2 protein-coding genes are annotated in these 1,755 nt (G+C 74.5%); both read left to right on the plus strand.

Annotated features, from left to right (window positions below; genetic code table 11):
- The coding region (locus tag ACFU6K_RS38365) for a FecCD family ABC transporter permease (RefSeq protein ID WP_380671202.1) at positions 1-808 on the plus strand (808 nt) is incomplete at its 5' end.
- Positions 805-1,617: an ABC transporter ATP-binding protein gene (locus ACFU6K_RS38370; RefSeq protein WP_380671204.1), complete on the plus strand. Its 813-nt coding sequence runs from the start codon at positions 805-807 to the stop codon at positions 1,615-1,617. The genes ACFU6K_RS38365 and ACFU6K_RS38370, both read left to right, overlap by 4 nt.
- Positions 1,618-1,755: the final 138 nt, after the last annotated feature.

A 1,755-nucleotide genomic window follows, 5' to 3' on the forward strand; every position in this document is an offset into this window, starting at 1 on the left:
GGTCGGCACTGCCGTGCAGGCCCTGGTCCGCAACCCGCTCGCCGACCCGTACCTGCTCGGCATCTCCTCCGGCGCCTCGCTCGGCGCGGTCGCCGCCATCGTCCTCGGCACCACCCTCGGGCTCCAGCTCTCCTTCGGCAGCGCGCTCGGCCTCACCGTCTCCCTGGCGGCGTTCGCCGGCGCGCTCGCCGCGTTCTCGCTGGTCTGGCTGATGGCCCGGCGCGGTGGCGGCTTCTCCCCGCTGCGCCTGGTCCTCGCGGGCATCGGCATCGCCCAGTTCCTCGGCGGCATCACCAGCTACCTGGTCCTGCAGACCCGCGACGAGCAGCAGACCAGGGGCGTGCTGTTCTGGCTGATGGGCAGCCTCGGCGGCGCCGTCTGGGCCCAACTCGCCGTCCCGGCCGTCGCCGTGGCGCTCGGACTGGCCCTGCTCCAGGCCCGCGCCCGGGGACTCAACGCGATGCTGATGGGCGACGAGACGGCCGCCGGGCTCGGCGTGGACGTCACCCGGCTGCGCCGCGAGGTCTTCGTCGTCACCAGTGTGCTCACCGGGGTGCTGGTCGCCGTCTCCGGGGCGATCGGCTTCGTCGGGCTGATGGTGCCGCACGTGTGCCGGCTGCTGGTCGGCGCCGACCACCGGCGGCTGCTGCCGCTGTCCGCGCTCACCGGGGCGCTGCTGCTGGTCGTCGTCGACACGGTGGCCCGCACCGCCCTGGACGGCCAGGAACTGCCGATCGGCGTGGTCACCGCCGTCCTCGGCGCCCCCACCCTGCTCTACCTGCTGGACCGACGACTGGAGCGCAGTTGAGGATCGCCGTCGAGGACCTGAGTGTCGCCCTGGCCGGCCGGACGGTGCTGGCCGGGGCCAACCTGATCGCCGAGGAGGGGGAGATCGCCGGACTGGTCGGACCCAACGGCAGCGGCAAGTCCAGCCTGCTGCGCACCGTCTACCGGCACCTGCGGCCCAGTGCCGGGCGGGTGCTGCTGGCCGGGCGGGACCTGGCGGAGCTGCGGCCCGCGGAGTCCGCCCGGCACATCGGGGCGCTGCCCCAGGAACGCGGCGGGGACTTCGAGTTGAGCGTCCGCGAGGTGGTCGCGATGGGCCGCACGCCCTACAAGCGGGCCTTCGCGGCCGACGACGCCGAGGACCGCCGGATCACCGCCGAGGCGCTGACCCGGGTCGGCATGGCCGGGGCCGCCGACCGCCGGTTCGCCCAACTGTCCGGCGGGGAACGGCAACGGGTGCTGCTGGCCCGGGCGCTCGCCCAGCAGCCGGACGTCCTGGTGCTGGACGAGCCGACCAACCACCTGGACGTCCGGCACCAGGTCGAACTGCTCGCCCTGCTCCGGGAGCAGCGCCGCACCACCCTGGTGGCCCTGCACGACCTCAACGCCGCCGCCTCGGTCTGCGACCGGCTGCACGTCCTGCACCGCGGCGCCCTGGTGGCCTCCGGGACGCCGCGTGAGGTGCTGACCGCCGAACTGCTGGCCGAGGTCTTCGGGGTACGGGCCGCGGTGGTCGAACACCCACTCACCGGCGACCCGTTGATCGCCTTCGACCACCGCGCCCCGGCAGCGGCGAAGGCGGAGGCGGAGTCCGCCGCGCCGGGGCGCTAGATGTTCTGTCCTGCCTTCCCCTACGGGCCCGTGTCCTAGGGCGTGTCTTCGAACTCGCGTCTGCGGGGCGACGCCGGGGCACGCACCTCGCCGCGTTGTCGTCGGTCGCCAATGCTCCGCAGTGGCTCCCTCCTCCGC

The organism is Kitasatospora sp. NPDC057512, assembly GCF_042802135.1.
Classification (GTDB): Bacteria; Actinomycetota; Actinomycetes; order Streptomycetales; family Streptomycetaceae; genus Kitasatospora.